The sequence below is a fragment of the Winogradskyella bathintestinalis genome (assembly GCF_030407435.1).
In the GTDB taxonomy this organism is placed as follows: Bacteria; Bacteroidota; Bacteroidia; order Flavobacteriales; family Flavobacteriaceae; genus Winogradskyella; species Winogradskyella bathintestinalis.
The window spans coordinates 21,993-48,258 of sequence record NZ_JASDDK010000007.1; the positions used below are offsets into that span (position 1 = coordinate 21,993).

22 protein-coding genes are annotated in these 26,266 nt (G+C 34.8%); 14 read left to right on the forward strand and 8 right to left on the reverse strand.

Annotated elements, in window-relative coordinates:
* Positions 1 to 30: 30 nt before the first annotated feature.
* From porV to QMA06_RS14495, 7 genes are all read left to right on the forward strand, one after another.
* The gene (gene porV, locus QMA06_RS14465) at positions 31 to 1,311 is read left to right on the forward strand and encodes a type IX secretion system outer membrane channel protein PorV (RefSeq protein ID WP_290207607.1); all 1,281 of its coding nucleotides are present in this window, start codon (positions 31 to 33) and stop codon (positions 1,309 to 1,311) included.
* Positions 1,312 to 1,391: 80 nt separating this feature from the next.
* On the forward strand, positions 1,392 to 1,874 hold the full coding sequence (cdd, locus tag QMA06_RS14470; RefSeq protein WP_290207608.1) for a cytidine deaminase: 483 nt from the start codon (positions 1,392 to 1,394) through the stop codon (positions 1,872 to 1,874).
* Positions 1,875 to 1,990: 116 nt separating this feature from the next.
* Positions 1,991 to 2,992 (forward strand): pyruvate dehydrogenase (acetyl-transferring) E1 component subunit alpha, encoded by a 1,002-nt coding sequence (gene pdhA, locus QMA06_RS14475; RefSeq protein WP_290207609.1) that lies wholly within the window; start codon positions 1,991 to 1,993, stop codon positions 2,990 to 2,992.
* Positions 2,993 to 2,995: 3 nt separating this feature from the next.
* Positions 2,996 to 4,681 carry a pyruvate dehydrogenase complex dihydrolipoamide acetyltransferase gene (locus QMA06_RS14480; RefSeq protein WP_290207610.1) on the forward strand — a complete coding sequence of 562 codons (1,686 nt, stop codon included), beginning with the start codon at positions 2,996 to 2,998 and terminating at the stop codon, positions 4,679 to 4,681.
* Positions 4,682 to 4,804: 123 nt separating this feature from the next.
* Positions 4,805 to 5,755 carry a M20/M25/M40 family metallo-hydrolase gene (locus tag QMA06_RS14485; protein ID WP_290207611.1) on the forward strand — a complete coding sequence of 317 codons (951 nt, stop codon included), beginning with the start codon at positions 4,805 to 4,807 and terminating at the stop codon, positions 5,753 to 5,755.
* Positions 5,748 to 6,431, forward strand: coding sequence for an SDR family NAD(P)-dependent oxidoreductase (locus QMA06_RS14490; RefSeq protein WP_290207612.1), 684 nt, complete (start codon positions 5,748 to 5,750; stop codon positions 6,429 to 6,431). The genes QMA06_RS14485 and QMA06_RS14490 overlap by 8 nt, the downstream gene beginning before the upstream one ends.
* A gap of 28 nt (positions 6,432 to 6,459) precedes the next feature.
* Positions 6,460 to 6,882, forward strand: a complete 423-nt coding sequence (locus QMA06_RS14495) for a hypothetical protein (protein WP_290207613.1) — start codon at positions 6,460 to 6,462, stop codon at positions 6,880 to 6,882.
* Between the two features lie 9 nt (positions 6,883 to 6,891).
* Here QMA06_RS14495 and QMA06_RS14500 read toward each other — a convergent pair whose 3' ends face one another.
* Positions 6,892 to 7,188: a chaperone modulator CbpM gene (locus QMA06_RS14500; protein WP_290207614.1), complete on the reverse strand. Its 297-nt coding sequence runs from the start codon at positions 7,186 to 7,188 to the stop codon at positions 6,892 to 6,894.
* Between the two features lie 5 nt (positions 7,189 to 7,193).
* Positions 7,194 to 8,096, reverse strand: coding sequence for a J domain-containing protein (locus QMA06_RS14505; protein WP_290207615.1), 903 nt, complete (start codon positions 8,094 to 8,096; stop codon positions 7,194 to 7,196).
* A 118-nt stretch (positions 8,097 to 8,214) separates the two neighbouring features.
* Here QMA06_RS14505 and QMA06_RS14510 point away from each other — a divergent pair, with 118 nt between their 5' ends.
* From QMA06_RS14510 to QMA06_RS14530, 5 genes are all read left to right on the forward strand, one after another.
* Complete coding sequence (locus tag QMA06_RS14510; protein ID WP_290207616.1) at positions 8,215 to 8,853, forward strand: HAD family hydrolase; 639 nt, start codon at positions 8,215 to 8,217, stop codon at positions 8,851 to 8,853.
* Positions 8,854 to 8,887: 34 nt separating this feature from the next.
* Positions 8,888 to 12,922, forward strand: a complete 4,035-nt coding sequence (locus QMA06_RS14515) for an FG-GAP-like repeat-containing protein (RefSeq protein ID WP_290207617.1) — start codon at positions 8,888 to 8,890, stop codon at positions 12,920 to 12,922.
* Between the two features lie 228 nt (positions 12,923 to 13,150).
* Complete coding sequence (locus tag QMA06_RS14520) at positions 13,151 to 13,750, forward strand: SprT-like domain-containing protein (RefSeq protein WP_290207618.1); 600 nt, start codon at positions 13,151 to 13,153, stop codon at positions 13,748 to 13,750.
* Between the two features lie 65 nt (positions 13,751 to 13,815).
* A complete protein-coding gene (locus QMA06_RS14525) occupies positions 13,816 to 14,910 on the forward strand; it encodes a mannose-1-phosphate guanylyltransferase (RefSeq protein ID WP_290207619.1) in 1,095 nt (364 codons plus the stop codon).
* 92 nt (positions 14,911 to 15,002) lie between these two features.
* Positions 15,003 to 16,499 carry a DUF389 domain-containing protein gene (locus tag QMA06_RS14530; RefSeq protein WP_290207620.1) on the forward strand — a complete coding sequence of 499 codons (1,497 nt, stop codon included), beginning with the start codon at positions 15,003 to 15,005 and terminating at the stop codon, positions 16,497 to 16,499.
* Here the strand turns inward: QMA06_RS14530 and QMA06_RS14535 are convergent, their stop codons facing one another.
* Together QMA06_RS14535 and QMA06_RS14540 are read right to left on the reverse strand one after the other, a co-directional pair.
* On the reverse strand, positions 16,500 to 17,267 hold the full coding sequence (locus QMA06_RS14535) for an ABC transporter ATP-binding protein (RefSeq protein WP_290207622.1): 768 nt from the start codon (positions 17,265 to 17,267) through the stop codon (positions 16,500 to 16,502).
* Positions 17,268 to 17,280: 13 nt separating this feature from the next.
* Positions 17,281 to 18,018 carry an MlaE family ABC transporter permease gene (locus QMA06_RS14540; protein ID WP_290207623.1) on the reverse strand — a complete coding sequence of 246 codons (738 nt, stop codon included), beginning with the start codon at positions 18,016 to 18,018 and terminating at the stop codon, positions 17,281 to 17,283.
* Between the two features lie 202 nt (positions 18,019 to 18,220).
* On the opposite strand from QMA06_RS14540, the gene pafA reads away from it, so the two are divergent.
* Together pafA and QMA06_RS14550 are read left to right on the forward strand one after the other, a co-directional pair.
* Positions 18,221 to 19,888: an alkaline phosphatase PafA gene (pafA, locus tag QMA06_RS14545; RefSeq protein WP_290207624.1), complete on the forward strand. Its 1,668-nt coding sequence runs from the start codon at positions 18,221 to 18,223 to the stop codon at positions 19,886 to 19,888.
* Between the two features lie 9 nt (positions 19,889 to 19,897).
* On the forward strand, positions 19,898 to 20,704 hold the full coding sequence (locus tag QMA06_RS14550; protein ID WP_290207625.1) for a DNA/RNA non-specific endonuclease: 807 nt from the start codon (positions 19,898 to 19,900) through the stop codon (positions 20,702 to 20,704).
* A gap of 33 nt (positions 20,705 to 20,737) precedes the next feature.
* On the opposite strand, the gene QMA06_RS14555 is transcribed toward QMA06_RS14550, so the two are convergent.
* The 4 genes from QMA06_RS14555 to gcvP all read right to left on the reverse strand — a co-directional run bounded on the left by QMA06_RS14555 (position 20,738) and on the right by gcvP (position 26,262).
* Positions 20,738 to 21,586 (reverse strand): glycosyltransferase family 2 protein, encoded by an 849-nt coding sequence (locus tag QMA06_RS14555; RefSeq protein WP_290207626.1) that lies wholly within the window; start codon positions 21,584 to 21,586, stop codon positions 20,738 to 20,740.
* Between the two features lie 56 nt (positions 21,587 to 21,642).
* Positions 21,643 to 22,179, reverse strand: a complete 537-nt coding sequence (locus QMA06_RS14560; RefSeq protein WP_290207627.1) for a methyltransferase — start codon at positions 22,177 to 22,179, stop codon at positions 21,643 to 21,645.
* Between the two features lie 25 nt (positions 22,180 to 22,204).
* Positions 22,205 to 23,263 carry a 3-oxoacyl-ACP synthase III family protein gene (locus tag QMA06_RS14565; RefSeq protein ID WP_290207628.1) on the reverse strand — a complete coding sequence of 353 codons (1,059 nt, stop codon included), beginning with the start codon at positions 23,261 to 23,263 and terminating at the stop codon, positions 22,205 to 22,207.
* Between the two features lie 149 nt (positions 23,264 to 23,412).
* Positions 23,413 to 26,262: an aminomethyl-transferring glycine dehydrogenase gene (gene gcvP, locus QMA06_RS14570; RefSeq protein ID WP_290207630.1), complete on the reverse strand. Its 2,850-nt coding sequence runs from the start codon at positions 26,260 to 26,262 to the stop codon at positions 23,413 to 23,415.
* Positions 26,263 to 26,266: the final 4 nt, after the last annotated feature.

Sequence of the window (26,266 nt, forward strand, 5' to 3'; positions counted from 1 at the left end):
TTAAAACGTATTAATACTCAAAAACCGAACATGAAAAAATACTTTATAGCCGTAATGGCTTTAGCAACCACCAGCTTAACCTTTGCTCAAGAAGAAGTAACCCTGAATATTCCGAATAGTTCAGATAGTAGAGTTATTACAACAGGTTTACCATTTATGCTTATTTCTCCAGATGCGAGATCTGCAGCCATGGGTGATATGGGTGTGGCAACTTCTGTTGATGGGTTTTCTCAACAATATAACCCTGCAAAATATGCTTTTTCTGAAGCAAAACAAGGTGTCGCCTTAAGTTATACCCCATATTTAACGAGGTTAGTAAATGATATTTCTTTAAGTTACTTAACTTATTTTAACCGATTAAATGAATTTAGTGCATTTTCTGCAAGTCTTAAGTACTTTTCATTAGGAGAAATTGTTTTAACTCAAGATGCTAATGATCCTGGTGTGGCGGTAAAACCGAATGAGTTTGCCATTGATGCAGCTTATTCATTACGATTAAGTAATCAGTTTGCAATGGCTGTGGCAATGCGATATATGCGTTCTGCATTAAGAATAGAGCAAGTAGATCAAAACGCCAATGCAGCGAGTTCGTTTGGTGCGGATATCACGGGATATTACCAAAGTGAAGAGGAGGCATATAACGATTTCAATGGACGTTGGAGGCTCGGTTTTGCCATTCAGAATTTAGGACCAAAATTCAGCTATGATGATGAAGGTAATGATGTATTTCAACCCACTAACTTAAGAATAGGTGCTGGGTTTGATTTTATTTTCGATCAATACAGTAAATTAGGCGTCTCAGCCGAAATTTCAAAGTATTTAGTGCCAACTCCGCCGATTATTGGCGATAGGGTTGTGTTTACAGATGTTGGCGGCCCAGATGGATCAGGACCAGATGGTCTATTTAATCCTGATGATGGTGATTTTCAAAATGATGCTCAACTTGCCGCTTCAGCAGACAACGTTATTCTTGAAGGACAAGATCCAGATGTTAGTTTCTTAAATGGAGTTTTTCAATCTTTTGGTGATGCCCCAGGTGGTTTCAGTGAAGAGTTAAGAGAAATAACTTGGGCCTTGGGTGCAGAATATACATACCAAGATAACTTTGCATTTAGAGCGGGTTATTTCAATGAATCAGATGATAAGGGGGCACGTAAATTTTTTGCCCTAGGAGCAGGGTTTAAATACACCACTATCGCTGTTGATTTGTCTTATTTATTTTCTGCCTCTAAAATTCAGAGCCCATTAGAAAATACTTTACGATTTTCACTTACATTTAACTTTGGTGATGGTGAATACAATGAATATTAAAATTTATAACTATTTTTAAATTAAAAAGAACTATTGTTTATTAAAGCAATAGTTTTTTTGTCTAAAATAAATTGCAAACTATGAAGGAAGTCAAAATTGAAACCACACTAGAAGTGTATGATGCTATCAATGAGCTCCCTAAAGCTATTCAAGATTTAATGAATACTGCCATAGAAGCTAGAGAACATGCTTATGCTCCTTATTCAAAATTTAATGTAGGTGCTTCTATTTTACTAGATAATAATGAAGTTGTCATTGGTAGTAATCAAGAAAATGCTTGTTTTCCTTCAGGTCTATGTGCAGAACGCACCGCTATTTTTTATGCTGGCGCTAAATTTCCAGAGGCTAAAATTTTAAAAATGGCAATTACTGCATCATCTCAAAATCAAGTAACGGATAAGCCTATCCCTCCTTGTGGTGCATGCCGACAATCTATTGCAGAATACGAAATAAAACAAGATCAACCAATAGAAATATATTTTATGGGCGCACAAGGCAAGGTTGTAAAATCAAACTCCTTAGCTAATTTACTGCCGCTACTTTTTGAAAGTTCAGTATTATAGTGTTTTCGTTGCATTAAATTCATTAATCGTCAATTTTTTTACGATATAGTGTTTCTTGTTTATGGTCTAAAGTGTTATTTTTGTTATTCTATATTATTTAAAGAATTCATCGAGAAATGCAAAAAATAACCAAAGAAGTTTACCTAAAATGGTATGAGGACATGATGTTCTGGCGAAAGTTCGAAGACAAGCTTGCTGCAGTTTACATTCAGCAAAAAGTTAGAGGTTTTCTACATTTGTATAATGGCCAAGAAGCCGTTTTGGCTGGGGCGTTACACGCCATGGATTTAACTAAAGACAAGATGATTACGGCATATCGTAATCACGTACAACCTATCGGTATGGGTGTAGATCCAAAACGAGTGATGGCAGAATTGTTCGGAAAAGCGACGGGAACTTCTCAAGGTCTCGGTGGATCTATGCATATTTTTTCTAAAGAACATCGGTTTTATGGTGGTCACGGTATTGTAGGTGGTCAAATTCCATTAGGTGCTGGTATTGCCTTTGGTGATAAATATCACGATAAAGATGCTGTAACAATATGCTGCTTTGGTGATGGTGCAGCAAGACAAGGTTCATTGCACGAAACGTTTAACTTAGCCATGCTATGGAATTTACCTGTAGTTTTTGTTTGTGAAAACAACGGCTATGCTATGGGGACTTCAGTAGCGCGTACCGCTAATCATACCGATATATGGAAATTAGGTTTAGGCTACGATATGCCATCTGGACCTGTTGATGGAATGAATCCTATTAAAGTTGCGGAAGCTTTTGATGAAGCCATTCAACGTGCTAGAAAAGGAGGCGGACCTTCGTTTTTAGAAGTTAAAACTTATCGTTACAGAGGGCACTCAATGTCTGATGCACAGCATTATAGAACCAAAGATGAGGTTGCGGAATACAAGAAAATAGACCCAATAACGCAAATAAAAGATATTATTCTTGAAAAGGAATACGCTACAGAAGCAGACTTAAAAGCTATTGATAAGGAGGTGAAGAAACTCGTTTCTGAATGCGAGAAATTTGCAGATGAATCTCCATATCCAGAAAAGAACGTAATGTACGATGCTGTATACGAGCAAGAAGATTATCCATTTATAGACCATAAAATAAAGTAAGCTATGGCAGAAGTAATAAATATGCCGCGTTTAAGCGACACCATGGAAGAGGGAACAGTCGCCACTTGGTTAAAAAAAGTTGGTGACAAAGTTGAAGAAGGAGATATTTTAGCTGAAATAGAGACTGATAAAGCAACCATGGAGTTCGAGTCTTTTAATGAAGGGACATTACTTCATATTGGTATTCAAGAAGGAGAAACGGCGAAAGTTGATTCATTGTTAGCAATTATTGGTGATGAAGGTGAGGATATTTCGAGTTATTTAGACGGCGAATCGACTGAAGAAAAGTCTTCAGATGACGCATCGTTAAAAGAAGAGGATGACAAATCAGAAGATAATGCATCTAAAGATGCAACTACACAGGATAAATCTGAAACGTCTAATGATGAGTCAGGACTAAGTAACCAAGACGATGTGCCAGAAGGCGTTACTGTTGTAACTATGCCACGTTTAAGTGATACCATGGAAGAAGGAACGGTGGCCACTTGGTTAAAGAATGTTGGAGATGAGGTTGAAGAAGGTGATATTTTAGCAGAAATCGAAACAGATAAGGCAACGATGGAATTTGAATCTTTCCAATCGGGTAATCTATTACATATTGGCTTAGAAGAAGGTGAGTCGGCTAAAGTTGATGCGTTGTTAGCTATTTTTGGTCCGGAAGGAACTGATGTGTCTAGTATTGTGAAAAACTTCAATAGTCAGGCAGGTAATACTAAGAAAGAAGCTTCAAGTACTGATAACAAAAAAGAAACAGCAAAAGCAGAGCCAAAAGAAGTAGAAGAAAAGAAAACTACTCCGAAAACTTCAAGTTCTAATTCAACATCAAGTTCAGACTCTTCACGAATATTTGCATCGCCATTAGCGAAAAAAATGGCTGAGGAAAAGGGGATTACTCTATCTCAAGTGAATGGTTCTGGTGAAAATGGTAGAATCGTAAAGAAAGATATTGAAAACTTTACTCCGTCAGCACAAACGGCCTCAGTTGGTAAATTTGTGCCAACAGGTCAAGAAGATTTTGATGAAGTTCAGAACTCTAATATGCGTAAGGCTATTGCTAAAAACTTAGCAAAATCTAAATTCACAGCGCCACATTATTATTTGAATGTAGAGTTCGATATGGAAAACGCTATAGCGTTTAGAACGCAATATAATTCTGTCCCAGACATTAAAATTTCATATAATGACATCGTTGTAAAAGCTTGTGCATTAGCGCTAAAACAACATCCACAAGTGAATTCGCAATGGTTTGATGATAAAATGCGTTTGAATAACCACGTCCATATTGGGGTTGCGGTTGCCGTACCAGATGGTTTATTGGTACCTGTAGTTAAATTTGCTAATGAGCAGAGTTTACCTCAAATTGGAGCAGCAGTTAGAGAATATGCAGGTAAAGCCAGAAATAAGAAGTTAGCTTTAGATGAAATGGAGGGCAGTACATTTACCGTTTCTAATTTGGGTATGTTTGGTATAGATAGTTTTACTTCAATTATTAATCAACCAAATTCAGCGATTTTATCCGTTGGTAATATTGTAGAAAAACCGGTGGTTAAGAACGGACAAATTGTTGTGGGCAACACCATGAAATTATCCTTGGCCTGTGATCACAGAACAGTAGATGGCGCAACAGGAGCACAATTTCTTCAAACATTAAAAGGTTATATTGAAAATCCTGTAACGATGTTAGTGTAATAATAACTTATACGACGGTTCTAATATTATTTGGGACCATATTCTAATCCTGATTTGTTCCGATAATTAACGGAATTCGAATCAGGATTTTTTTTATCTTTAAACTCAAATAAAAAAATAAAAATGAAACATCTATTACATCTCTTTATTATAACATTGGCTTTTTCGTGTTCGTCGCACAAAAAACCTCAAATTATTAAGCCAGCAATCACGGCCATAGACATTAAAGCAAGTATGGATTACCTGGCTTCAGATTTATTAGAAGGACGAGCAACAGGAAGTAAAGGAATTGAGGATGCAGCAATTTTTATAGAAAATTATTTAAAATCCAATGGGATTAAACCTTATTTTGAAACTTATCGCGATTCTTTCAAGGTAAATGATTTAACGGGATATAATATTGTTGGTGTCATTGAAGGAAATGATCCTGAATTAAAAAATGAACATATTATTCTAGGAGGGCACTACGATCATATTGGTGTAGGTAAAATAGTAGATGGTGATTCAATTGCGAATGGAGCTAACGATGATGCCTCGGGTACAATAGCAGCCATGGAAATAGGAAAATATTTCGCACAAACAAAATCTAATAAACGCAGTATTCTGATCACGTTATATGATGCGGAGGAATTAGGTTTAAAGGGGTCAGCACATTTGGCAGAACGCTTAAAGAATGAAGGTCTAAACGCTTATACAATGATCAACTTTGAAATGATTGGTGTGCCAAGAACAGAAAATGAAACTATGTCTTATATGAGTGGTTATGAGCGTTCAAATTTTGCTGAAACTTTAAATAAATACGCAGGCGAAGAAGTGGTTGGTTATTTTCCAAAAGCAAAAGAATTCGGCCTATTTATGAGGTCTGATAATTTTCCATTTTTTAAGGAATTAAATATGCCAGCACATGCCATTTCAACTTTCGATTTTACAAATTATGATTTTTACCATCACGTTGATGACGAGGTTGACAAAATGGATTATCAGCACATGGCAAACTTTATAAATAAGATTATTCCAGCATTAGAGGGGATGATGAATGCTCCAACAAAAGAAGTCGTTTTAAAAGATGAGTAAAAATATTATTATAACAGGAACAAGTAGAGGTATTGGATTTGAACTCGTTCATTTATTTGCCAATCAAGGTCATAATGTTTTGGCATTATCTCGAAATGCAAAACCCGTAAGTAATTTGCATTTTGATAACATTTCATCCTTCGCCTTTGATCTGTGTGTTGAAGAGGATTACCAAAAAGTAGTAGAATTTGTAGAAGCAGAATGGGGGCATGTCGATATCTTAATAAATAATGCTGGTGCAATAGTCAATAAACCCTTTGATAAAACAACGTTTCAAGATTTTACAAGGATTTACCAAACCAATGTTTTCGGGGTCTCAGAATTAACAAGAACAATTTTACCATTTATAAAACCAGATGGGCATGTAGTGACTATTAGTTCTATGGGTGGCATTCAAGGAAGTATGAAGTTTCCAGGATTATCTGCATATAGTTCTAGTAAAGGAGCCGTAATTACTTTGGTAGAATTATTAGCCGAAGAATATAAAGATACCGGACCTCAATTTAACGTCTTGGCATTGGGTGCAGTACAGACCGAAATGTTAGAAGAAGCATTTCCAGGCTACAAAGCGCCAACTACGGCCAAGGAAATGGCTAGTTATATTCAAAATTTTGCGCTAACAGGTAATCAGTTTTATAACGGTAAAGTATTGCAGGTTTCTAATTCTACTCCTTAGTTAAGCTGTACTGTGAGCAAGCCAAGTTATGTTTAAGATAAATTTGCCATATCATTTAATTATTCCGGCTATGATATCGGCTCTAGTTCTAACAGTTTTAATATATAAAAGAAAAACGTTATTTAAAGTTGGCAATTGGAAATGGTATTGGATTAGTTTTACCGTATTTTTATTAAGTTATCTTTTTCTGATTGGCGGCGCAACGTTTTCTTCTATTACATCCGAAATAGCATTACAGAAATATGATTTAAATGATGACGGTTTTTTTAATGGTAACGAAATTACTTCAGATCAGAAATTGGCCTTGACGAAAGTCACTGCGGATACTGGTAGGAATTTTATAATTATAACGGGACTAGTTTTTTCTGCAATAATCGGGCTGATAGTATTCGCTATGGGAAAAATAATAGAATATTATAAGTTTAAAAAAAAATTAGATTATAGTAATTAACACAAATTTTTAGTCATCCTCAAACCGCCTTAATCTATTGTTTGTTCTGTTTAATTCCGATTGCAAATAATCAATCTTTTCTAAGAGATTGAAAACCGTATCGATACCCTCAAAGTTAAGATGAAGATCTTTATGCAAGCGAATCATTTTTTCTACATCCGCAATTTTATCTTGATGTATACAAAATGTTTTTTCAACCGAAATATATTCTATAAGACCATACTCACTTAACCCGTCGAAAAAAGACATTTCTATTTGGTAATGCGTGCATAAATTTGGTAATGGTATAAGATGTGTGTCTTTCATATCAATTATAGTTTTGAAAGTTCTACAAATAATTCTTTTTCTTTTTCGGAAAGTGTTTTTGGTAATTCTACATTATATGTAATATATAAATCTCCATATTGACCATCTTTTTTATATTTAGGAAAGCCTTTACCTTTTAATTTTACTTTTGTGCCATTTTGGGTCAGCGGCTTTAAATTCAATTTTACTTTTCCATCAAAAGTATTAACAGTAACCTCACCGCCAAGTACTGCTTTATATAAGTCGAGGTTTACAGTTTTGTACAGGTTGGCTTCTTCACGTTTAAATTCGGTATTATTGATAATATTAAATTCAATCAATAAATCCCCATGAGGACCATTATTAACACCTTCACCTCCTTTACCCTTTATTTTAATGATTTGACCATTAGTGACTCCGGCAGGAATGGTTAAGCGAATGTTTTTTCCATTAACGGTTAACACCCGTTGTTCAGTGGTATATACATCCTTTAAATTCAGTTGCAGCTGCGCATTAAAATCTTGACCTCGAAATTTTACATTGCCACTCCGGTTTCCGAAACCGCCACCAAACATGGATTCAAAAAAATCGGAATGATTACCTTCCTCAAATCCTTCAAATCCCTCAAACGCAGAGGTACGTTGATAGCGTTGTTGTTGATTAGATTGGCGCTGCTGTCGTTGGGCTTGTTCGTAGGCTTCACCGTGCTGCCAATTTTCACCATACTTATCGTATTTTTTTCTATGCTCTTCGTTGCTTAATACTTCATTGGCTTCATTAACTTGTTTAAATTTTAATTCAGCATCCTTATCGTTTGGATTCAAATCGGGGTGATATTTTCGAGCCAACTTACGATAAGCTTTTTTTATGTCGCTTTTGGAAGCGCTTTTATCTACACCTAGTATTTTGTAATACTCAATAAATGCCATAGTTTTAGAATCTGAAGAAATTTTAAGTGTTAAAATAGCGTCTAGCTAAGTTAACGGTTTTTACTACGAATTTCAAATTTGTAGTAGCTAAGAATTGAAATTTGTAATTTTTATAAGGATGAGCTATAAGTGTATAATTTTTGATTGTGATGGTGTATTAGTAGACAGCGAACCCTTAGGAAATCAAACTTTGGTTGATATGGCGAATGAATTGGGCGCTAATATTACGTTAGATTATGCGTATCAACATTTTAAAGGAAATTCATTAAATAGATGCATAAATCAAATTTCAAATTTAATTTCAGTTGAGTTACCAAAAAATTTTGAATCAGAATACAGGCGACGTTCATTTGAAACATTTAAGAATCATATTAAGCCTGTTGAAGGCGTATTAGATGTAGTAAAAAATCTAGATATTCCTTTTTGTGTCGCATCCAGTGGACCAGAAAATAAAATTCAACTCAATCTCGAATTAACTGGGCTATGGCCTTACTTTAAATCTCATGTTTTTAGTTGTTATGCGATTCAGAAATGGAAACCAGATCCTTCGGTCTTTATATGGGCAGCAGAATCGATGGGTTTTCAACCTTCAGAATGTGTGGTAATAGAAGATAGTGTGGTTGGGGTTACTGCGGCTATCAATGGTGGTTTTGACGTGTTTGGTTTTACAGCTCATGATTATAGAAATGAATTAAAAAACCTAGCAACTAAAACGTTTGATAATTATTTTAGTTTACCAGAATTATTAAAATCTTAAGGGTTTTTTTATATTTAACAAAAAATTTAGAATAATGAATAAAAAATTACACTATCTTAAATCGCTTTCCTTGTTTTTGTTTATTGGTCTGATTTCTAGTAATCAATTATACAGTCAAACTTTTAATCGTGTCGAAAATCTTGTTGGTTTAGGGCAGCTTGCCGAAAATAACGGTGTAGCGGTTGCTGATTTTGATGGGGACAATGATCTTGATATTTTTGTTGTAGCAAAGTCAAAAGATAATCCTATTAGACCAAAAACAATAAGCCGATTATTTGAAAATAATAACAACGGAACGTTTACGGATATTACTGAATCTGCAGGTTTTGAAGATTTATTATTGCCAGAAGAAGGTGGTGATGATTATTTTGGACTGTCAGGAAACAAAAACGGAGCGTTTTGGGGGGATTATAACAATGATGGTTTTCCCGATTTATTTTTAACCTATTCTTTTAAGGTACAACTATGGCAAAATTTAGGAGATGGGACGTTTGATAATATTACTGAAAACGCTGGTTTTCCTGCCACTAACGCATGTCAGAATACAGGCGCAACTTGGTTCGATTATAATAACGATGGGTTTTTAGATATCTATATTAATGATTGGAATGCGTGTGAGAGCAATCGACTTTATAAAAATAATGGTGATGGTACATTTACCAATGTAACGGTTTCTAGCGAAATACAAGCCAATGAAGGTCTAGCAAGTTATACGGCATTTCCCTTCGATTTTAATGAAGACGGTTTTATGGACTTGTTAGTATCAAATGATTTAAGCGACCCTAATAGTCTTTTTATAAATAATAATGGTGCTACCTTCAACGATCAAGCGCAAAATTATGGTTTGGCAACAGCAGGCGACGATATGGCTATAACTTTTGGAGACTACAATAATGACGGTGACTTCGATATATTTATTACGGCTATAGAGAATAATTTTTTTCTCGAAAATAGTGGGGATAATACCTTTATCGAATTAGCAGATAACTTAAATGTAGGCAATACGGATTGGGCTTGGGGAACAAAATTTTCGGACTTCGATTTAGATGGTGATGAGGATGTGTTTATTGCTAATGGTTTTGATTTTTTTGAATCGGGTGCCGATCCAAATTTTTACTTTAGAAATCTTACCGTTGAAGGTGAAGTAACTTTTGAAGATGCTTCTGCTGAATTAGGATTAAACGAAATGACCATCAGTGTTGAAGCGATGGATTGGGATTATGACAATGATGGTGATCTAGATTTGTTTGTTTCAAATAGTGATAGACCCTCATTTTTATATGAAAATGAAATTTTAAACTTTAATGATGAAGACACTTCTTTACATTGGTTTAAAATTCAATTACAAGGCACAACCTCTAATCGAGATGCCATTGGCACAATAATAACACTTACCACAGTAAACGGAACTTTAAAACGCTATCACGCTGGCGTTGGTCTCTTATCCCAAAGTTTAAAACCAGTTCATTTTGGTTTGAATGACGCCACAGAAATTACAGAATTACAGATAAAATGGCCATCAGGTATAATTGAAACCTATAATAACTTAGACGCCAACGTTACTATTAAAGCAATTGAAGGTCAAGGTATTCATGTGTTGGATATTATACCAAGCCAGAAAATATCTGGTTGTACAGATGTATTGTCGTGTAGTTATAATCCAGAAGCAACGCTAGACGATGGTTCCTGTACTTATATAGAATCGAACACTATTGTAGGTGATGTCTCGTCTTACTTTTTGTCAACGGATGTATATAGTTATGCTTTAAATAGTGGGTCTACTGCAAATTGGAGTGTTTCGGGGGGTGAAATATTAAGTGGTCAAGGAACAGATACAATTACAGTAAAATGGCATTTACAAGAAACAGGTACAATTACTGTATCTGAAGTTGGGGCACAATGTAATAGTATGGCAACCTCAATTCAAATTAGTTTAGGGCTGGATGAACTTCCCGAAAACATTTCTATTGCACGTCTATGGAATGAAGTTTTACTTGAATCTATTAGAAGAGATTATGCAAGACCAACTATACATGCTCGAAACTTGTTTCATGCCAGTGTTGCGATGTACGATATTTGGGCAATTTATGATAATGAGGCAAGGCCATATTTAATTGGTAACACCTTAAATGGATTTACTAGTACACTAGAGGATTTTGTTCCAGCAGAAAGTATAGAGAATTCTAGAAAAACAGCTATAAGTTATGCCATGTATCGCTTATTGTCTCATCGCTTTCAGAATTCGCCTAACATATTGATTTCGCAAGAAACACTCGATATGATAATGGATAAATTAGGTTACGACACAGCGATGACCTCTTTATTATATGATGACGGAGATGCCGGGGCTTTTGGTAATTTTGTTGGGCAAACCTTAATAGACTATGGTTTAGGAGATGGTTCAAGAGAAGCAACAGATTATGATAATGGCTATTACCAACCAGTCAATGAACCTTATGTTTTTAATGCGTTTTATAACCCACCAATTAACGACCCTAATCGTTGGCAACCGTTAGGATTGGACACTTTTATAGATCAATCAGGAAATGTTATTGAAGGTACTGTTATTCCGTTTTTAAGTCCGGAATGGGGAAATGTTCACACTTTTGCGTTAAATGATGAAGATAAAGTGACTTACGAAAGGGATGGGCAGACATTTAATGTGTATCACGATCCTTTAAATCCTCCGAATCTTTCTACTGAAAACACACCTGAGGGTGAGGCTTATAAATGGGGTTTTTCAATGGTGTCCGTCTGGCAATCTCATTTAGATCCTAGTGATAATGTTATGTGGGATATCTCGCCAAGTTCTATAGGTAATGTAGATATTAGCACGTTTCCAACAAACTATGCAGATTATCCAAATTTCTATGATTTTTTTGAAGGTGGAACGTCAAGTAATGGACATGCTATTAATCCCGTTACTGGTAATCCATATGAGACCAATGTTGTGCCACGAGGTGACTATACCAGGGTTTTGGCAGAATTCTGGGCAGATGGTCCAGATTCAGAAACCCCTCCTGGCCATTGGTTTACCCTCTTAAATTATGTTAGTGATCATCCGGATTTTGAAAAACGTTTTGAAGGTGAAGGCCAAATTTTAGATCCTTTAGAGTGGGACGTTAAAACCTATTTTGTGTTAGGTGGCGGTATGCACGATTCGGCTATATCGGCTTGGAGTATAAAAGGTTGGTATGATTATATTAGACCAATATCTGCACTGCGCTTTATGGCACAACGAGGTCAAAGTACGGATCCGTCATTAGATAATTATGATGTTGCTGGCATCGAATTAATTGATGGTTATATTGAGGTCATTGAAGAAGGTGATCCTTTAGCAGGTAATTTTAACCAATTTGTAGGAAAAATTAAATTATATACCTGGTTAGGGCATGATGCCATTGGTAATACAGAAACAGACCAAGCTGGTGTAGGGTGGGTTTTGGCTGATGAATGGTTTCCATATCAAAGACCAACCTTTGTAACTCCACCATTTGCAGGTTTTGTATCGGGGCATTCAACCTATTCTAGAGCGGCTGCCGAATTAATGACTATGATGACTGGAGATGAATTTTTTCCAGGAGGTTTAGGTGAGTTTGTGGCTAAGAAAAATGAGTTTTTAGTATTTGAAGAAGGACCTTCTGAAGATGTTGTTTTGCAATGGGCAACGTATAGAGATGCATCAGATCAAACAAGTTTAAGTAGAATTTGGGGAGGGATTCATCCACCAGCCGATGACATTCCTGGGCGTTTTATCGGTCAAGCGGTGGCAGAAGATGTTTTTAGTTTTGCTGTACCTTATTTTACAGGTACTCTAAGTGTTGAAGAGTTTGATGATAAGAATCAAAAGATTTATCCTAACCCAACCACCAATAGAGAACTGTTTATTACTAACACTACCAATTCTGATGTTATTGAGGTATTTGATATTAGAGGTCGAAAGATTGAGATAACAAAAACGTTTCACGCGCTTACATCGACGTCTAATATAAAATTGCATTCTGCGGCTACGGGACTGTATCTTTTGAAGGTAAATAATAATTCAGAAATGATAGTAGTTAAAGATTAATGGTTTTGAAATTGAATAAAAAGAAAAGTAGAACAATGGTGTTTAAATTTTAATATTGTGTTTTTTTTGCTTTCGATAAACGCAATAATTTTAGAATGTATGTCTGCGGCAATTTGGAATATTCGATGCTGATTAAAACGTGTGTCTATAAGTGGTTTATACAGTGTTTGGTTTGTGGAGTTTAGTTAATTGTTGTGAATAATAAGTGAATCACGTATTTTTGCCGCGATGCAGACACCCCTTTTAGAATTCATTCCGGCTTCAGCTAAATCAATGATTATAGAATTGTTAAACGTTGATAATTTGGTCATAAAAGTAAAAAATGAACGCAAGACTAGACATGGCGATTATAGGGAATTTCCCAACGACAAACACCAAATTACAATCAATTCTAATTTAAATTGTTACCGGTTCTTAATCACATTAATTCATGAAATCGCACATTTTAAAGCTTACAATCTCTACGGTAGATCAATAAAACCGCATGGGAAAGAATGGAAACAAACATTTCAGCATTTAATGTTGCCATTTTTACGTCCAGAGATTTTTCCTTCGGAATTATTACCTTTATTAGCCAAACATTTTAAAAATCCTAAAGCATCAAGTGATACGGATACACAATTGAGTTTGGCACTAAAAAGCTATAATGAACCCAATGACAAAAGTTATGTTTTTGAAGTTCCATTGGGTAAAGAATTCAAATTATATAACGGAAGAATTTTTAAGCAAGGCAAACAAAGAAGAAAACGGTTTGAATGTATGGAAGTTAAAACTGGTAAGTTATATTTGTTTAATCCAAATGCAGAAGTGGAATTATTGGAAGACTAATGCTGTGATAAAAAATGAAGTTTAATTAAAAACAATTTCTCCGCGGGGGAAATGCTTGATAGAATATGGAGAAGAATAAAAATTATTACGCCATACTTATGGCAGGTGGTGTAGGTTCAAGGTTTTGGCCAGTTAGTACACAAGATTTTCCAAAGCAGTTTCACGATATGTTGGGTACGGGAGATACGTTGATTCAGAAAACGTTTAGTCGTTTAGCGCAATTGATGCCAGAAGAAAATATTTTTATTCTTACTAATGAGCGCTATAAGGATTTAGTTTTTAATCAGCTACCTACAGTAACTAAACGTCAAGTACTTTTGGAGCCTGCAATGCGAAATACAGCTCCCTGTATTTTGTATGCCTCATTAAAAATTCAGAAAGAAAACAAAGATGCCGTTATGATCGTAGCTCCTAGCGACCATTGGATTGAAGATGAAGAAGCATTTTGTCTTAACGTTAAAACAGCCTTTAATTATTGCGAGTCTAACGATGCTTTAATGACATTAGGTATTACACCAACATTTCCTAATACGGGTTATGGTTATATAGAATACAATAAAGAGAGGTCGTTGAGTGTGCCTAAAGTGAAATCGGTAACTCAATTTAGAGAGAAACCAGATTATGAAACGGCCAAATCATTTATTAGCCAGGGAAATTTTTTATGGAATGCAGGCATATTTATATGGAGTGCAAAATCTGTTATATCGGGCTTTAAAAATAACCAGCCAGAATTGTTTCAATTGTTTGAAAGTGGTTACGCGACTTATAATACTGATGGAGAAAATGACTTTATTAAGAATAACTACGAGAAAGCAGAAAATATTTCTGTAGATTATGCTTTAATGGAAAAAAGTGATAATGTGTATGTAATACCCGCTACATTCGATTGGAATGATTTGGGAACCTGGGGCAGTCTCTACGATAAGTTGAACAAGGACGACAATAGTAATGCCATAGTCAATGCCAAGGTATTGTTAGAAAACGCTAAAGGAAATATGATTCGTTCTAAAAAAGGTAAGGTCGTAGTTATTGATGGATTAAATGATTACATCATAGTTGATAAAGACGAAGTATTACTTATCTTTCCTAAAGCTAAAGAGCAGAATATTAAAAATGTACTTCAAAATGTGAAAGCTAGTTTTGGAGAAGAATATGGATAGTCATTTTTTGTGTTTTTAAATTTTATAAATAAAAAAATCTAATTAATTTTTATCTGAATTTGGAATTTTTAATTCGAAATTTTTTTTAAATCATGAGTGACGAAAATAAATTCAATTTCTCCGAAGAAGAAAAAAACAAGCAGATCACTAACGAGATGAACAAGGAAGCTGCTGTTGAAGAAAAGAAAGACGCAGTTAAAAAGGATGCGAAAGGGTTATTTGCAAGTGTAAAAACTTTTATGAGTGAGCTTCTCGATTTTAGAGATGACACCGATAGAGATGCTACAATTACCGCAATTAAAGCAGATATTCCTTTTAAAGGGGCAACAGCTTGGATTTTAGTTTGTTCTATTTTCGTGGCTTCTATAGGTCTAAATGCTAATTCTACAGCAGTGGTAATTGGTGCCATGTTAATCTCTCCCTTAATGGGGCCGATTTTAGGGGTGGGATTATCTATTGCCATAAATGATATTGATACCTTAAAAAAGTCGCTTATCAACTTAGCAATAATGATTGTGCTTAGTTTATTGACAGCATTTTTATTTTTTTGGTTATTTCCGTTAAGCGAAGAAACCTCAGAACTCTTAGGACGAACACGTCCAGATATTAGGGATGTGTTAATTGCATTTTTTGGTGGTTTAGCACTTATTATCGCCCGAACCAAAAGAGGAACAATTGCCTCTGTAATTTTTGGTGTAGCTATAGCGACGGCCTTAATGCCACCGCTGTGTACTGCTGGTTATGGACTGGCAGAAGGAAATTGGGTTTATTTTGGTGGGGCAATGTATTTGTTTACCATTAATACCATTTTTATTGCATTAGCAACATTCTTAGTATTAAAGATATTGCGCTTTCCGATGCTGAAGTACGCAAATTCGGCCAAACGTAAACGTATTTCCAGAATTGCAACCGTGGTCGCTATTATTGTTATGATACCTGCAATATGGACATTTTTAACGGTATTACAGGAAAGTAAATATGAAAGAGATTATAAAGATTTTATAGCCAACGAAATTCAGGCAAACCCTAATTTATGGTTACAACGAGACCATATGGAAATTGAAAACCGAGAAATAAGTTTATATTTTAATGGGGATGTAAGTGAAGAAATGATTTCAGACTTACAAAATGAAATTCAAGATTATGAAAATCTAAAGAATTTTGAATTAGTGATTAATGCTAACAAAACAAGAAGTGCTGACCGCTTAATCGAATCTCTGGATAGAGCGTATGATGACCTGGATAGAAAAGATAACGTCATTGATGGGCTTCAAAAGCAAATAGAAGATTTAGAAACCAATATTTCTAATCTAAATAAAGTGATTGAATCAAAAAATACTAGTAAAAATGCTGTATCGTTTAGCGCGCTTTCACGAGATGCTAAAATAAGATTTAATGATCTTGAATATTTCGGCTATGCTAAAATGTTAGAATCGAAAGATTTTATAAACATAGATACCGTAACCGTTGCCAATGTGCGATGGAAAGTTGAATTATCTGATAGTATGGTTGTAACTAAAGAACGCGATTTACAAAAATGGTTAAAGAACGAGCTTAAAGTAGATACGGTATTTATAAGGCGGAACTAATTATTGATCCTCTTCGATGTACATCTTGCGCACTTTTCTAAATAACTCTGAAGAATAAACGAAGTTGGTAACAGCTTCGTTGTCCGTTTTAAAAATAGTATCCTTAGAACCTTCCCATTCTAATAATCCATCTTTTAAGAAAATAATTTTTTCTCCAATTTCCATTACAGAATTCATATCGTGCGTATTAATTACTGTTGTCATATCGAATTCATCCGTAATTTCTTGGATTAAATTATCAATGACCATAGCCGTTTTTGGATCTAAACCAGAATTAGGTTCGTCACAAAATAAAAATTTTGGTCTATTGACAATGGCTCTTGCAATAGCTACACGTTTTTGCATACCACCAGAAGCTTCGCTTGGCATTTTATTATGTGCATCATCCAAATTTACACGTTTTAAAACTTCATCGGCTCTATCTCTCATTTCACTTTTGCTCTGTTTCGTAAACATTCTAAGTGGAAACATTACGTTTTCAGCAATAGTCATAGAATCAAACAACGCGCTACCTTGAAAAACCATTCCCATTTCGGCACGTAAGTTGGTTTTTTCATCTCTAGAAAGGGCACTAAAATTTCTACCTTCGTAAGAAATGGAACCTTTTTCGTATTCAAATAAACCTAAAAGGCATTTTAAGAAAACTGTTTTTCCAGAACCACTTTGGCCAATAATTAAATTGGTTTTTCCTTTTTCAAAAGTGGTTGTAATCCCTTTTAAAATATGAGCGTTTCCGAAAGATTTATGTAAGTCTTTAACTTCTATCATACAATTAAGTTAATTAGCCCAATAACATGCTGGTTAGTAAAAAGTTTGTTAGTATTATCATTACACTCGTCCATACAAATGATGTTGTACTTGCCTTCCCTACTTCTAAAGCTCCACCTTTCATAAAATACCCATAGAACGATGGGATAGTGGCTAATAAAAAGGCGAAAACAAAAGTTTTTGCAAAAGCATAAATGAAATGAAAAGGAATGAAGTCTGTTTTTACACCTTCAATAAAATCTTCAGCGGTACCGTAACCCCCGTAAACTGAAGCGGCTAACCCTCCTAAAACTCCTAAAAACATAGCAATTGAAATCACAAATGGATAAAGCGATAATGCAATAAATTTAGGAAAAACAAGATAGTTTATAGCATTGATACCCATAACCTCAAGCGCATCAATTTGTTCAGTAACACGCATGGTACCTATACTAGAGGTAATAAAAGAACCTACTTTACCAGCCATAATAATGGAAATAAATGTAGGTGCAAATTCTAATATTATAGATTGTCTAGTGGCAAAACCAACTAAATATTTTGGCATTATTGGACTAGTCATATTCAATGAGGTTTGTATGGCAACAACCCCTCCAACGAAAAAGGAAATAAAGGCAACAATTCCCAACGATCCGATGATAAGATCGTCTATATCTTTTAAAATTAAAGGTCTCATCACAGACCATTTAGTAGGTCTTCGGAATATATCCTTAATCATTAAGAAATATGTGCCTATATTTTGCAGGTAAGTCATATGTAAATTTATTATTGCTAAAGTATAAAAAATGATTAGGATATGAGCATATTCATTTTTTTTTCATGTATAAAACTGATTATCTGCGAACGGTATATAGCAATTAAATAGTACCAATCAAAAACATATGAAATTACTTAAAATTAAAATTAAGGTAACATAAAAATCGTATTTTTGAAATTCATTTAAAAGACTTATCCTAATGAAAAATACCATCACCTTAATAATGGTTTTATTTTTATTTTGTTCTTGTGGCTCGCAAAACGCTACTACTAACAAAGCATCAGAAATGCCATCAATTGAAATTAACGCTAGACCAAAGTTAGTGGTCGGTTTAGTTGTGGACCAAATGAGATATGATTATTTAACAAGATTTTATTCTAAGTTTGGTAATGGCGGATTTAAACGGATGATGAACGAAGGTTTTAATTGTAAGAATAATCATTTTAATTACGTACCAACTTACACAGGTCCGGGGCATGCATCAGTGTTTACCGGTACCACCCCAAAATATCATGGTATAATTGGTAATAATTGGTATGATAAAGAAACTAAGGAGTTTGTGTATTGTGCAGGTGATGATAAGGTGCAGTCTATTGGGACTACAGACGACGCAGGTCAAATGTCACCGCATAGAATGCAAACCACAACGGTTGCGGATGAGAATAGATTATTTACACAAATGCAAGGAAAAACTATTGGAATTTCTTTAAAAGATAGAGGTGCTATTTTACCGGCTGGGCATACGGCTAATGCAGCATATTGGTTTCATGGAAGAGATGAAGGCTCATGGATTTCTAGTACTTTTTACATGAAAGATTTACCACAATGGGTGAAAAATTTTAATACATCTGATACTGCAGAATCTTACTTGAAAGAATGGAATACAGTTTATGATATTGCGACTTATACAGAAAGTGGTATAGATGAAAATACTTTCGAAGGTGGTTTTAGAGGCAAAGATAAAGCTACATTTCCATACGACTTAAAAGCTTTGAGTAAAGACAATAGAGGATTTGATATTTTAAAGGCGACGCCTTACGGAAATAGTTTGACCACAGATTTTGCGCTGGCCGCTATAAAAGCAGAAAATCTAGGTAAAGACAACATTACAGATGTTTTGGCGGTTAGTTTTTCTGCTACAGATTACGTGGGGCATAATTTTGGAGTCAACTCTAAAGAAATTGAAGATACTTATATCCGTTTAGATCTTGACTTAGAGCGTCTTTTTCAATATTTAGATGAAACCGTTGGTAAAGGAGAGTACACCGTTTTCTTAACTTCAGATCATGGTGCAGTCGATGTACCATCATATTTAAACTCTGTAAAAGTGCCAGCTGGTTATGTAGACAGAAAAGATAGGAAAGAAAAATTTAATACGTTTTTGAATAGCACTTATGGTACTGAAGATATAGTAGAAAACATAAGTAACAATCAAATATTTTTAGATAGAGCCAAAGTTAAATCTTTAGGTTTAGCACTTACTGATGTTCAGAATGCCATAGCGATGGAACAATTGGGTTATAAGAATATTTCTAAGGTTTATACGGCAACTACCATGAGTTCTTCTAGTTTCTCAACAGGAATAGAAGAATTATTACAAAATGGGTTTAATCAGAAACGCTCAGGCGATATAATATTGGTAGACGATACTGCGTTTATTTCGTATGGTAATACTGGGTCTACACATGGAAGTGCCTTAAATTATGATACCCATGTGCCCTTATTGTTTTTTGGAAAAGGGATAAAGCACGGAGAAACTTATGATAAAACTGTAATTCCGGACATTGCACCGACCATCTCAGCATTATTAGGAATCAGTTTTCCAAACGCTGCTACTGGTGAGGTTTTGGGATTTGTTATTGATTAAATTCGGGCATTGAAACAAAAACCAATATTTAGTATTATTGCTATATTAATAGTTATTGGTATTTATAGCTTTGATTATTATTTAGACTTCAAAGAAAAAGCAGAAGTAGTTAATGAAGGTAAAATAATAAAAATCAATACCAACGCATATTATTTACCAACTAGTACCACGAACCAAATAATACATCACCAAAATTATTCTTTATCTTATAATGAAACTCACGAACAAGCAGAATGGGTGGCTTACGAATTAAAAGCTTCACACTTAAGTTTTATTAACCACAAAAGACCTTATTTTGAAATCGATAAAGCGGTTAAAACAGGAGCAGCTCATTGGGGAAATTATAAAAAATCGGGGTATGATAAAGGCCATCTGTGTCCGGCAGGGGATAGGCGTTATACAAAAGACGCCCATGATGAAACATTTTTAACCAGTAATATTAGTCCACAAAAACATCAGTTTAATGCTGGTGTTTGGAATCGGTTAGAACAAAAAGTACGATTTTGGGCAAAAAAGAATGATGGCGTTTTTGTGGTTACAGGTGGTATCTTACAACATAATTTGAAATCTATAGGAGATGAAAATGTTTCAGTGCCAAACCAGTTTTACAAAGTTATTTTGGATAATAACAAGGGTGAAATTAAGATGTTGGCATTTTTAATGAATCACAAAAATTCCGATCTACCATTATATAAATTTGTGGTTTCTGTTGATGAAATTGAGTCTTTAACAGGAATTGATTTTTTTCCCGAATTAGATGACAGTATAGAAACGACATTGGAAGCTTCCAACAGTTACAAGCAATGGAGTTTTTAACAAAAGCACAAGCTGAATTTATGTCAAAATCATTTATTTCAATTTGTTGAAAATGCCCTTCCAACGTAAATCTCTAATAAATTTTCCTTCAGTTTTAGAAACCAAAAAATCTTTTTTATCTGATTTAGCTCTAGAATAACCTGTCATATAATCTCTGAAAAGCGTAAAACTTCGTTTTTTATAAGCCAATTTTATTGCGGAAATCAAAGTAATCCAAAAACCATAACGCATTTTGTACATCGCTTCTCCTTGCAAATATTTAGAGGCTTTGTTATAGGATTGACCTGTTGGTTTTAAATGTTTTACATGAAGACTTTCATCGGTTAGAATATCCCAACCGTGATATTTAGCGAGTAACTCGTCAACGGTGTCCCAACCCATCGAAGGTTTTAATTGACCTATTTGTGTAAAGCAATCTTTTCTGTAAGCTTTGAGTGCTCCTCTAATATGATCTTTGTTCGTTAGGTTTTCTAGAGTCCATTGATTATTTTTTTCAATGTAACAGAAACCGGAAGCCATACCCAAATTTTTATTCTCGGTGAAATGGTTAGCTAGTGTTTCTAAATAATTATCAGGAAAAATCAAATCCGCATCAAATTTGCAAATAACGTCGTAATTGCTATCGAGCCTTTCTAAGCCTTTGTTGAATGCGTTTATAATTTTAGATCCGGGTAAATGTTGATCTGTAGACCTTGAATTTACAATGGAGATCCAAGGAAATTTAGATGCATATTCTTCAACTAAACGCTGAGTGTGGTCTGTAGAATTATCGTTGACTACAACCAAAGCCTTTGGCAGCAAAGTTTGCAGCACCAACGATTCTAAAGTTTTACGAATGTAATCTTCTTCGTTATGCGCCGGAATTATGATATGGAAATTCATTATAAATTTCAAATACTAAATTTCAAAGCTAAGTAAACCCAAGTTGAATTTCCTATTTAAGAATTGATATTTGATGCTTTTTCTGCGTAGACGATATAGTAACGTGGGGTAAAGCGTCTTAAGATAGGTCTAAATCCTAGTTTATTTACCGGATTGGTCCACTTCTGTCGATCTTTAATAATCCAGCCTGTTTTTTCTAATAACCAATCGAGTTGCCAATCTTCAAATTCATGATAATGTCTATCTCGCATGTCTGTTTTACTTCTATAAGCTGAAGCAAACCATAATTTTAAAGGAACACTAACCACAATTTTTTCTGCCTTAATGGATTTTAAAACCTCATAAGGAGATAACAGATGTTCAAAAATTTCAAAAGCGGTAACAACATCAGCAGAAGAGTTTTCGATTGCTGATTGATTATCATCTAAGTCCTCACCAGAAGTATTCTTAACAGAATAACCGTCTGAAATCATAATTTTTGAAAATGGATTCTCTACTCCTAAGTCTAAAATAGATGTTGTTTTATCGATATGTTTACGTAAAAACTGAAGAGTCAGTTTAAATCTTTTGTTAGGAAATGTTTTCTCGTACATCAATCAAGTTGTGAGTCAATATATTTTAATGCTGATAAACAATAGCATTAATATTCATACCGGCACCAACACTAGCGAACAAAATAACATCTCCCTCGTTAATAACTTGGTTTTCTAATTCACCTTTCAAAATCATATCTAATAGGGTAGGTACGGTAGCTACACTAGAATTACCAAGGGTATTAATGGTCATTGGCATAATGTCCTTTGGCATTTCCATCTTATATAATTTGTAAAAGCGTTGTACAATGGCTTCGTCCATTTTTTCGTTGGCCTGATGAATCAATATTTTTTTTACATCAGTAATTGATTTACCACTTTTTTCTAAACAAGATTTTAGAGCTTTCGGAACATTAGAAAGTGCAAATTCATAAATTTTACGACCATACATTTTTATATATCGGCGTTGATCTGTTATTTCGGGATTATTAGTTTCGCCAAAAAAGATAAAATGCGCTTCATCTAAAGCATAAGTTGCCGTTTCATGGGCTAAAATCCCACCTTCTCGATGATCATCTTCTACAATTACAGCGCCAGCTCCATCACTATAAATCATAGAATCTCTATCGTGTTTATCTATAACTCTCGATAAAGTTTCAGATCCTATCACCAAACAACGTTTGGCTAAGCCAGCCGAGATAAACGCTTTCGCTTGTATCACTCCTTCTATCCAACCAGGACAACCAAAAAGTAAATCGTAACCTACGCATTTTGGATTTTTAATTTTTAGTAAATGCTTCACACGAGAAGCAATACTTGGCACGGTATCGCTTTGTTGATTATTGTGCTTTAAGTCACCATAATTATGAGCAACAATAATATAATCGATGGTTTCTTTATCGATTTGAGCATCTTCAATTGCCTTTTGAGAAGCATAGAATGCGATATCTGAATTTAATAGCTCATCTTTAATATAGCGACGCTCTTGTATACCAGTAATCGCTTTGAATTTTTCTACAATGACTTCATTTGGACTATTTATGGCAGAGCCATCAGCATTTAAAAATTGATGATTAAAAAAATCTTCATTCTTTTCAATTATGCTTGGTATATAACTTCCTGTTCCCGTTATTCTAATCGCCATAGTTATTTTAATTTCATTAGTACGAAGCTAATTAATATTATAGAGTTTTCTATAATTTACCGTTTTAAAGCTTTAATTTTTAATAAATTCTTAATAAATGGTATTTATAATTTGAAATACATAAAAAAGCACGGCATTCGCTTTCTTTTTTAAGCATCCATGTAATCTTCAATAGGAGCGCAGCTACAAATTAAGTTTCGATCTCCGTAAGCGTCATCTACACGTCGTACACTTGGCCAAAATTTATTGTCTCTTACAAAATCTAGTGGAAAAGCCGCAGCTTCTCTAGAATATGGTAAAAGCCATTCATTTGAAGTTAGCATATCTAAAGTATGCGGCGCATTTTTAAGCATGTTGTTTGGCTCGTCTTTATCAGCGGCATCAATTTCTTTTCGTATTGAAATCATTGCATCACAAAAACGATCCATTTCGGCTTTACTTTCGCTTTCAGTAGGTTCAATCATCATGGTTCCCGCCACAGGAAATGAAACTGTTGGTGCATGAAACCCATAATCCATTAAACGTTTGGCGATGTCGGTAACTTCGATACCATTGGCTTTAAAATCACGACAATCTATAATCATCTCATGTGCCGCTCTTCCCATTTCTCCAGAGTACAGCGTTGGGTAAGACCCTTTTAAGCGTTCTTTAATATAATTGGCATTAAGTATTGCTACTTCCGTAGCTTTCTTAAGACCTCTGTAACCTAACATTTTAATATAGCCATAAGAAATAAGGCATACTAAAGACGAACCAAAAGGTGCGCCTGAAATTGCTGAAATCGCTTGGTGACCACCAGTTTTTATAATTGGATTTCCAGGTAAAAAAGGAACTAATTGTTCGGCAACACATATAGGTCCAACTCCTGGTCCACCACCACCATGTGGAATAGCAAAGGTTTTATGTAAATTTAAATGACAAACATCAGCACCGATATTTCCAGGGTTCGTCAATCCAACCTGTGCATTCATATTGGCGCCATCCATATATACTTGTCCACCATTGTCGTGAATGATTTTAGTGATTTCTTTTATAGACGCTTCATAAACACCATGTGTTGATGGATAGGTGACCATAATAGCCGAAAGATTATTTTTATGCAGTTCTGCTTTTTCTCTTAAATCATCAACATCAATATTTCCGTTTTCTGAAGCTTTGGTAACCACGACTTTCATACCAGCCATAACAGCACTTGCAGGATTTGTTCCGTGTGCAGAAGAAGGTATTAAACAAATGTTTCTGTGATGATCTCCACGAGATTCATGATAGGCTTTTATAACCATTAATCCAGCAAATTCACCCTGTGCACCAGAATTAGGTTGAAGTGATGTTGCTGCAAAACCAGTGATTTCTGATAGTTGACTTTCTAATTCATGCAACATCAATTTATAACCAATAGGTTGATTTACTGGTGCAAATGGATGCATATTACCCCAGTTTGGCCAACTCAATGGTAGCATCTCTGAAGCAGCATTTAATTTCATGGTACATGAGCCTAAAGAGATCATGGAGTGATTTAGAGCTAAATCCTTTCGTTCTAAACGTTTTACATAACGCATTAGCTCTGTCTCGGAATGATAGGTATTAAATACATCAACCGTTAAAAAATCGGATTGACGTTTTAGGTGATCTGGAATAGTTTTATTATTAGAAATAGAATCAATTCTATCTGTAGTATTTCCGGTTACGGTTTCAAAAATCGAAATAATTTCATTTAAGTCTGAAATCGTTGTGGTTTCATTTATAGAAATGGTTATAGTATGTGTATCTGGATAATGAAAATTGACTTCACATTTTTCGGCTTCATATTTTACTTTAACGGCATCGGCTTTAATTTGGAGCGTATCAAAATAATTTGAGTTTACCTGCTCTAATTCAAGATTTTCTAAAGCTTTGGCTAGAGTAGAGGCAGAATTTTTAACCTTATCAGCGATAAATGTTAAACCTTTAGGGCCATGATAAACGGCATACATCCCTGCCATAACCGCCAATAATACTTGTGCTGTACAAATATTAGAAGTGGCTTTGTCGCGCTTAATGTGCTGCTCGCGCGTTTGTAAAGCCATACGTAATGCTCTGTTGCCATTGGTGTCTTTTGTAACGCCAATTATACGCCCAGGTACATCGCGTTTATAGGCTTCTTTAGTCGCAAAGTATGCAGCATGAGGTCCGCCGTAACCCATCGGTATTCCAAAACGCTGTGTGGTACCAACGACAACATCAGCCCCAAATTTACCTGGAGCTTCAAGCTTAACTAAACTTAAAATATCAGCAGCAACAGCTACTTTTATATTTTTCGCATTGGCCTGTTCTATAAACGATTTAATATCTGTAATCTGACCATTTTTTCCAGGATATTGTAATAAAGCTCCGAAGTATTCATTTGAAAGATTGTACTCGGCTTCATTACCAATAACTAATTCAATGCCAATCGGGTTTGCTCTTGTTTCTAATAAGTCTATAGTTTGTGGTAATACTAAATCTGATACAAAAAACTTATTGACATTCGCTTTCTTTTGGCTACGCTCTCTAACAGCGAATAATAATGACATGGCCTCTGCTGCGGCTGTACTTTCATCCAAAAGAGACGCATTTGCAATTTCCATACCGGTTAAATCAATAACCATGGTTTGAAAATTTAATAAGGCTTCTAATCGCCCTTGAGCAATTTCGGCTTGGTAAGGGGTGTAAGCGGTATACCAACCCGGGTTTTCTAAAATGTTACGCTGAATAACAGCTGGTAAATTTGTTGGATGATACCCTAAACCTATATAAGATTTATAAACTTTGTTAAGTTGAGATAATTTGTAAATATGATTTAAATATTCTTGTTCACTCATTGCAGCATCGAGATCTAGATCGTTTTCTAGACGTATATTATCTGGAATGGTTTCTGTTATTAATTGTTCAATACTAGAAACGCCAATAGTGTCTAACATGGCTTTTTGGTCGTCGGAATTTGGACCAATATGTCTAAGTGCAAATGAGGTTGTATCCATATAA